This is a genomic window from Alkalihalobacillus sp. TS-13 (genome assembly GCF_019720915.1).
GTDB lineage: Bacteria > Bacillota > Bacilli > Bacillales > Fictibacillaceae > Pseudalkalibacillus.
In genome coordinates this window covers 54968-62957 of sequence record NZ_JAHKSI010000009.1, presented here as the reverse complement: position 1 = coordinate 62957, position 7990 = coordinate 54968, and the positions used below count along the sequence as shown (strand labels likewise).

The 7990-nt window shown below is 42.9% G+C and carries 6 protein-coding genes; all 6 read left to right on the top strand.

The window, feature by feature from the left end; translation table 11 throughout:
* The first annotated feature begins 712 nt into the window (after positions 1–712).
* The 6 genes from KOL94_RS24125 (at position 713) to radA (ending at position 7989) form a co-directional block, all read left to right on the top strand.
* A complete protein-coding gene (locus tag KOL94_RS24125; RefSeq protein WP_221569220.1) occupies positions 713–1429 on the top strand; it encodes an MgtC/SapB family protein in 717 nt (238 codons plus the stop codon).
* A gap of 129 nt (positions 1430–1558) precedes the next feature.
* On the top strand, positions 1559–2023 hold the full coding sequence (locus tag KOL94_RS24120) for a CtsR family transcriptional regulator (RefSeq protein WP_221569219.1): 465 nt from the start codon (positions 1559–1561) through the stop codon (positions 2021–2023).
* Between the two features lie 14 nt (positions 2024–2037).
* Positions 2038–2562, top strand: coding sequence for a protein-arginine kinase activator protein McsA (gene mcsA / locus KOL94_RS24115; protein WP_221569218.1), 525 nt, complete (start codon positions 2038–2040; stop codon positions 2560–2562).
* Positions 2563–2565: 3 nt separating this feature from the next.
* Positions 2566–3639 (top strand): protein-arginine kinase McsB, encoded by a 1074-nt coding sequence (mcsB, locus tag KOL94_RS24110; RefSeq protein WP_221569217.1) that lies wholly within the window; start codon positions 2566–2568, stop codon positions 3637–3639.
* A 13-nt stretch (positions 3640–3652) separates the two neighbouring features.
* The gene (gene clpC, locus KOL94_RS24105) at positions 3653–6085 is read left to right on the top strand and encodes an ATP-dependent protease ATP-binding subunit ClpC (protein ID WP_221569216.1); all 2433 of its coding nucleotides are present in this window, start codon (positions 3653–3655) and stop codon (positions 6083–6085) included.
* 533 nt (positions 6086–6618) lie between these two features.
* Entirely contained in the window at positions 6619–7989 is a 1371-nt protein-coding gene (gene radA, locus KOL94_RS24100; RefSeq protein WP_221569215.1) for a DNA repair protein RadA, read from the top strand.
* The last annotated feature ends 1 nt before the right edge of the window (position 7990 follow it).

Below are 7990 nucleotides of genomic sequence, written 5' to 3'. Positions count from 1 at the left end.
AGCGCCAATGGTAATTGGGGGCTTCCCCCTGTGAGAGTAGGACGTCGCCGGGCAACACAGAGTAGTCGAGAGACTGCTCTTTTTTGTTGTATAAATAACCATTTTGCTTTCGAAGTGTCTTATGAAGCGTTCATGAGGACATTTAAATCGATTTTTCATGCAGAAACGATCTTATGAAACGTTCATGAGGTATGTCATGAGAGCAGCTGCAAAGCTGTTCTTTTTTGTATTTTGAGAAAAAAATGAAGAACTCAGGGAGTTTTAAAGTGCATGAAAATACGAAGAACAGAATTTGATGTATAGAGGTACTCAAGATAATGAAACCGTGGTTTTACGAAAAATGATGGACTCAAATAGTTATGACCGTGAAAAAACTAAAATCACATATTGACGTACAAACAAGTCTAGGATACGTTGGATTCGCGCATAAACCATACATCTCTTTAGCCCCTAATGGTGAAGAATGAAAAGGAAATGAGCCCTAGGAGACCGATCAGCAGTTGGAGTATGACCCCGACGAGGCTGCATACATAACCAGAAATAGCTAAATCTCTGCCGCTTTCATGGCTAATGGAACCATTTTAGAAAGCCAATCGAAATAACGATCATTTTTATTTCACCTTTTATAGCTGTTAGCCTATAATTGAATACTATATACCATACCATGTAATATTAAAGGCATTATATTCTCGTACTTATAGGGGAGATAAATATGGAAATTGATTTGTTCGATTGGTGGACAGATGAAACAGCGACGATTACCATCCGGTTATTGTTGGCTGCTCTATTGTGTGGATTAGTCGGAATTGAGCGTGAATTCAAACGACATCCAGCTGGATTCCGGACGCACTTATTGGTCGGTGTCGGCGCTTGTCTGATGATGATTTTATCAATGTTCGGGTTCGAGGATTTTTTAAATTCCCATGAACGTGTCCAGGGCTTTGATCCTTCACGTTTACCTGCTTATGTTGTAAGCGGAATCGGATTTTTAGGAGCAGGGACGATTCTGGTACACGGTGTCACAGTCAAAGGACTGACGACAGCAGCATCGATCTGGCTTGTTGCAGGGATTGGTCTTGTAGTGGGAATAGGGATGTATTATGAAGCGATTTTTACAACATTCATCATGATTTTGAGTTTATTGTTCCTGAACAAGTTCGAGGATTTGTATTTACGCAAACAGCGTTATCATCATGTCACAGTCATTGTAGAGAATAACGAAGTATCTTTATCCAGGATCGTAAATGAATTGGAAGCATTGAAAACACCGATTTTAAGTTTATCTGTAGATGATTATCCGAATGATGCTTCGATCCCCCTTATAAAATATACATTCAAAATTCAGTTATCCAACCCAAAAAAGCTACCGGAATTGTATGACAAGATACAATCCGTTGAGTTTGTTCATAAAGTGTTTGCAACAGAGTGAAAAATAGTTTATTCACTTCAAAGTCTGTCTATAATGTAGACATCAAAACATTTGCAACTTATGGGCAAATGTTTATAATTATAGTCAAAGAAAGTCAAAGTCAGATTTTGTAGGAGGGGCAACGATGGGATGAAAAACATATCTGATATTATTGAAGCGCATTTGAAGGAAATCATTAAAGAAAGCCATAAAAAAGCAATTGAAATCAAACGAAGTGAAATTGCTGAGAAATTTCAATGTGTCCCCTCACAAATCAATTATGTCATCAATACCAGGTTTACGATTGAAAAAGGCTTTATTGTGGAAAGTAAAAGAGGAGGAGGAGGATATATTCGGATTATTAAAGTAGAAACAGATAGTTCGACCATTTTACTTGATGAAATCCTCAAAATGATTAACTTACGTATCAGCCAAGCTGCTAGTGAAAACATCATCTACAGGCTATTTGAAGAAAGAATTATAACGAAGAAAGAAGCACGGCTGATGAAAAGTGTAATCGATCGCTCCACAATCAATATCGTATTGCCTTATCGGGATGAACTACGTGCAAATCTGTTACGAGCAATGATACAAAGCTTGAAATATAAAGATTGAGGGGAGTGTAAGGCGTGTACTGTCAAGAATGCCAACAAAGGCCAGCAACTTTGCACTTCACGAAAATCATCAATGGGAAAAAGACTGAATTTCATATATGTGAGCAATGTGCAAAGGATAAAGGAGATTTAATACCAGGATCCAATTCGTTTTCAATTCACAATTTATTATCAGGACTACTTAATTTCGATCAATCGATAGGAGGCGCCAGCTCTCAACCAGAAAAACAAGTCACGAAATGTTCTCAATGCGGGTTGAGTTATGCTGAGTTTGCGAAGATCGGTCGGTTTGGCTGCACGAATTGCTATAAAACTTTCGAGTCGAAATTGACCCCGATGTTTAAGCGAATCCACGGCGGAAATACAAGCCATACTGGAAAAATTCCGAAACGCATAGGTAATGATCTAATTGAGCGTAAAAAGATCGACCAACTTAAGCAGCAACTGCAACAGCTTATCACACAAGAAGAATTTGAAGAAGCTGCTAAAATAAGAGATGAGATTCGAATGATGGAAAAACGGTTCAAAGGGGGGAGCTGATCGATGTCTCTTAAAAAATTTATCAGTGAAGCGATTAGCCCTTGGATGAAAAGAGAAGGTCCTGATTCGGATATTGTCTTAAGCAGTCGGATCCGGTTAGCAAGGAACTTTGAAAATCATGTTTTTCCAACTATTTCGAACGATCAGCAAGCAGATGAAGTAAATCAACAAATCCGAAAACATTATCAGAATGAAACATATGGTAATGTAGGTGTCTTATCGTATATCGATATAGATGATTTGAAACCGATTGAAAAACGGGTTTTAGTAGAAAAACATTTAGTCAGTCCGAACCTCACAGAAGAACCGAAGCATTCGGGAGTGTTGATGAGTGATGAAGAAAATGTAAGCATCATGATCAATGAAGAAGACCATATCCGGATCCAGTGCCTTTTTCCAGGCTTTCAACTGGTTGAAGCTTTGACTTTAGCAAGCGGTATAGACGATTGGTTCGAGGAAAAACTGAATTATGCGTTTGATGAACAACATGGCTATCTTACAAGTTGCCCGACGAATGTTGGTACAGGGATGAGAGCATCGGTCATGATGCATTTGCCATCTCTTGTGTTAACACAGAAAATTCAGCGTATCGTCCCAGCGATCAACCAGTTAGGTCTAGTTGTCAGAGGAATTTACGGAGAGGGCAGCGAAGCACAGGGTAATGTGTTTCAAGTTTCAAATCAAATGACATTGGGTAAATCTGAACAGGATATTGTAGAAGATTTAAGAGGAGTCGTCATCCAGCTCATAGAAGAGGAGCGATCCTCCAGAAAACAATTGCTTGAGACCTCGAAATTGCAATTAGAGGATCGGGTTTACCGGTCACTCGGTATCCTAGCAAACAGTCGAATCATACAATCTAAAGAGGCCACTAAATGTTTATCGGATGTACGGCTTGGAATCGATTTGAAATTGATAGAAGGTATTTCACACACAATATTGAATGAACTTATGATACTCACTCAACCAGGATTTTTACAACAATACGCAGGCGCAACGTTGACCCCTGATGAAAGGGACATCCGCCGAGCAACGTTGATACGTGAGAGATTGAAATTGGAAAAGAACAACGAATAGGAAGGTGATCAAGATGATGTTTGGTCGATTTACGGAAAGAGCGCAAAAAGTCCTCGCTCTTGCACAAGAGGAAGCGATCCGCCTAGGGCATAACAATGTTGGAACTGAGCATATTTTGCTTGGTTTGGTACGTGAAGGTGAAGGCATTGCAGCAAAAGCACTTTCTGTTCTAGGATTAAGTCCTGAAAAAATTCAAAAAGAAGTCGAAACACTGATTGGCAAAGGTCAGGAGTCCGTCCAAACGATCCACTATACACCAAGAGCCAAGAAAGTCATTGAATTATCGATGGATGAAGCTCGGAAACTTGGTCACTCTTATGTTGGAACTGAACATATATTACTAGGTTTGATCCGTGAAGGGGAAGGCGTAGCAGCGCGAGTACTGAACAACCTCGGGGTAAGCCTGAATAAAGCACGTCAGCAGGTACTGCAACTGTTGGGAAGCAACGAATCTTCCTCGTCATCAGGCGGATCTTCAGTCAATGCGAATACACCAACACTTGATAGTCTTGCGAGAGATCTCACAGCTGTAGCTCGTGACGACAGTCTTGATCCAGTCATCGGCCGCAGTAAAGAGATTGAACGTGTCATCGAAGTGTTGAGCCGTCGTACGAAAAACAACCCGGTTCTGATCGGGGAGCCAGGTGTCGGTAAAACAGCGATTGCAGAAGGACTCGCACAACAAATCATCAATAATGAAGTGCCGGAAACGTTAAGAGATAAACGCGTTATGACACTTGATATGGGGACAGTCGTCGCTGGAACGAAATACCGTGGTGAATTTGAAGATCGATTGAAAAAAGTAATGGATGAAATCCGCCAGGCCGGAAACATCATCTTGTTCATCGATGAGCTCCACACATTGATTGGTGCTGGAGGTGCAGAAGGTGCAATCGATGCTTCAAACATTCTGAAACCTGCCCTAGCTCGCGGTGAACTGCAATGTATCGGTGCAACGACATTAGATGAATATAGAAAATATATTGAAAAGGACGCGGCTTTAGAAAGACGTTTTCAACCGATCCGTGTCAATGAGCCGACTAATGACGAATCCGTCCAGATTCTAAAAGGATTGCGTGACCGTTATGAAGCCCATCATCGTGTCACAATCACGGATGATGCAATTGATGCGGCCGTAAAATTATCAGACCGTTACATTTCCGATCGTTTCTTACCAGACAAAGCGATCGACCTGATCGATGAGGCAGCTTCGAAAGTACGCCTCCGTTCCTATACAGCACCTCCGAACTTGAAAGAGCTCGAACAGAGGCTAGAAAGCGTCCGCAAAGAGAAGGATGCTGCGGTTCAGAGTCAAGAATTCGAAAAAGCGGCTTCGCTACGTGATTCAGAACAAAAATTGCGTGAAGAGCTAGAGTCGACGAAGAATACATGGAAAGAGAAGCAAGGTCAGGAAAATACAGAAGTGACTCCTGAAGATATCGCCCTTGTGGTGTCCAACTGGACTGGAGTTCCGGTCTCCAAACTGAAGCAAGAAGAAACAGAACGGCTACTCAATATGGAGGATATCCTTCATAATCGGGTGATCGGTCAAGAAGAAGCAGTCAAGGCGATTTCCAAAGCGATACGACGTGCCCGTGCTGGATTAAAGGATCCGAAACGACCGATCGGTTCATTCATTTTCCTTGGACCGACTGGTGTTGGTAAGACGGAGCTTGCCCGTGCACTTGCCGAAGCATTATTCGGTGATGAGGATGCGACGATCAGAATTGATATGTCCGAGTATATGGAAAAGCATACGACAAGCCGACTCGTCGGTTCACCTCCAGGATATGTCGGCCATGAGGAAGGCGGACAGCTGACTGAAAAAGTACGCCGTAACCCATACTCCGTCATCCTGTTGGATGAAATCGAAAAGGCCCATCCTGAAGTGTTCAACATCTTACTTCAAGTACTTGAAGATGGTCGCTTGACCGATTCGAAAGGGCGTACCGTCGACTTCCGTAACACGGTTGTTATCATGACTTCCAATGTCGGAGCTAATACATTGAAACGTAACAAGCATATGGGCTTCACGACCCAATCAGAAGATCAGGCTTATGAAAATATGAAAACCAAGGTAATGGACGAAATGAAAAAAGCATTCCGTCCAGAGTTCCTGAACCGTATTGATGAAACGATCGTGTTCCATACACTTGAAAAAGAACACCTCAAGCACATCATCGGCTTGATGTCGAACCAGCTTCAGAAACGCCTTGCTGAGCAAGGTATTGATATTGAAATGACTGAGGCTGCGCTTGAGAAGATCGCTGAAGAAGGATACGATCCGGATTATGGTGCACGTCCATTGCGCCGTGCCTTACAACGCAGAATCGAAGACCGTCTATCTGAAGAGCTGCTTAGAGGTACAATCGCCAAAGGCCAGACAGTACGGATTGACGTGGAAAACAACGACTTCACAGTCAATACTGTCGGTGCAGGGACCTGATAAAGAGGAAACTGCCAAGCTCCATCAGCTCCCATAAGCTGATGGAGTTTTTTAAATTTGTTTTGTTAAATTGACCTTCAGAAAACATTTTATCGAAATTCGCGACACTCCTGCGGGAAAAGCGAGCCAGGCGAGACCCATGGAGGTGCTGTCTAGCTCAGCGACCAGTCACTTGGATCACTTCAAACTTCCTGCGGCGGCAACACATTGATTGACATCCTTATGAGTTAGCCCACGCAGAACCAAGTCTTTGTTTGGTTCGAGCCTCCTCGTCTGTTTTCCAGTGACCTGTGTGACTAAGCGGGTCGCTTCCGCTTTTCGTCAGCCCACGGAAAGGGAGAGAATCTCGCAGAAATGGTTGGAGGTATAATACTATATTTTGGACGGTTTTATCATCAAATCCCCAGAATTACCCATATGATGAGAACTTATGAATACAATGTATAAAAGAAGAGTTCCCAAACCCGTTTATGATATGATGGCAATAACAAATATAGAAAATGGAAACCGTTTGGGAAATGGGGAAAATATAGATGGCAAAGAGAAAAACAAGTTTCTTATGCTCGGATTGCGGGTATGATTCTCCAAAATGGATGGGAAAATGTCCTGGATGTGGACAGTGGAATACGATGGTGGAAGAAATCACCCAACCTGAGAAAGGACACCGCAGATCCTTCCAAACTGGAGGATCCAGCCAGAAGCCCGCGCCGATCACTAAAATAAAAAGTGAAAAAGAACCTAGGATTAATACGCAGATCAATGAATTGAACCGAGTACTGGGTGGAGGGATTGTCCCGGGATCGCTCGTCCTGGTTGGTGGAGATCCTGGTATCGGGAAATCGACGCTATTGCTGCAGATGTCTGCCAAACTCGCTCAACACAACCATACCGTCTTGTATATTTCTGGGGAAGAATCGATCAAACAGACGAAATTGAGAGCACAAAGACTCGGTATCAATCACGATAACCTTTATGTACATGCTGAAACAGATATGGATCTGATCGAAAAAGCGATTGATGAAATCAACCCGAGCTTATTGATCATCGATTCGATCCAGACTGTGTTCAGAGCTGAAATCACATCAGCCCCTGGCAGTGTATCGCAAGTAAGAGAATGTACATCCCAATTCATGAGGGTTTCGAAGACGAATGGAATTGCAACGTTTATTGTAGGACACGTTACTAAGGAAGGATCAATCGCAGGTCCTCGCTTACTTGAACATATGGTAGATGCTGTTCTTTATTTTGAAGGAGAGAGGCATCATACGTATCGGATATTACGTGCTGTAAAGAACCGTTTTGGGTCTACAAATGAAATCGGTGTTTTTGAAATGAAGGAAGCAGGATTGGACGAAGTCGAGAACCCCTCTGAAGTCTTTTTAGAAGAACGATCGGACGGTGCAGCTGGTTCTGCTATCGTGGCTTCCATGGAAGGAACACGACCCGTTCTCGTAGAAATACAGGCATTAGTATCACCGACAAGCTTTGGCAATCCGCGCCGGATGGGGAGCGGGATTGATCATAACAAGGTTTCCCTTTTGATGGCAGTCCTTGAAAAACGGGTAGGCTTATTGATGCAGAATCAGGATGCGTATGTCAATGTTGCTGGTGGTGTCCGATTGGATGAACCTGCGGTGGATCTAGCAATTGCAGTGAGCATCGCGTCCAGTTTCAAAGACAAACCTACTAAACCTACTGATGTGTACATAGGCGAAATCGGTCTGACCGGGGAAGTGCGACGTGTCTCACGTGTTGAACAACGTGTCCACGAGGTTGCAAAGCTAGGGTTCAAACGTGTCATTCTGCCTGAAAAGAATATAGGAGGATGGACGGTCCCTGAAGGAATGGAAGTTGTCGGTGTATCATCTGTACAAGATACGCTACGCCACACATTAGGAGGTTGAT